At 39.3% G+C, this 410-nt stretch carries 1 protein-coding gene; it reads right to left on the bottom strand.

Going from position 1 to position 410, the window contains the following annotated elements:
* Positions 1-410, bottom strand: a 410-nt coding sequence (locus GQA99_RS20285; RefSeq protein ID WP_160057020.1) for a helix-turn-helix domain-containing protein, incomplete at both ends; no start/stop codon positions are given.

Raw genomic sequence — 410 nt, forward strand, 5'->3', positions numbered from 1 at the left:
CGAGAGCGAGTTGTTATCCATGAAAAGCCTAATTGATGGAGTATTCTGTAGATGTTGGCCTGCTTAAAGGTCACATTAAATTCAGATTGAATAAAAAGACAAACATCTCTTGCCATTAATCTACCACCACTCTCAGATAAGCTTTGTGCTTGTATAAACTCTTTCAGACTTGCCTGTTGTTTTGCTGACAATTGTGCGGGTCTACCTGGATTATGTTTATCATCCAGGCCTTTGATACCATGAGTTAAATAGTTTGTAACCCAGGCATTTACACTTGTTCTACTAACCTTCAACATGTTGGCAATCACGGTGCGAGAATGACCTTCGGTAAAGTGGAGTAAGGCGAGGTAACGGATACGTTTACGAGCACTTTTTTCAGATTTAGCTAATGCAGCAAGATTGATATTATT

This window comes from Shewanella litoralis, assembly GCF_009828585.1.
GTDB classification, from domain to species: domain Bacteria; phylum Pseudomonadota; class Gammaproteobacteria; order Enterobacterales; family Shewanellaceae; genus Shewanella; species Shewanella litoralis.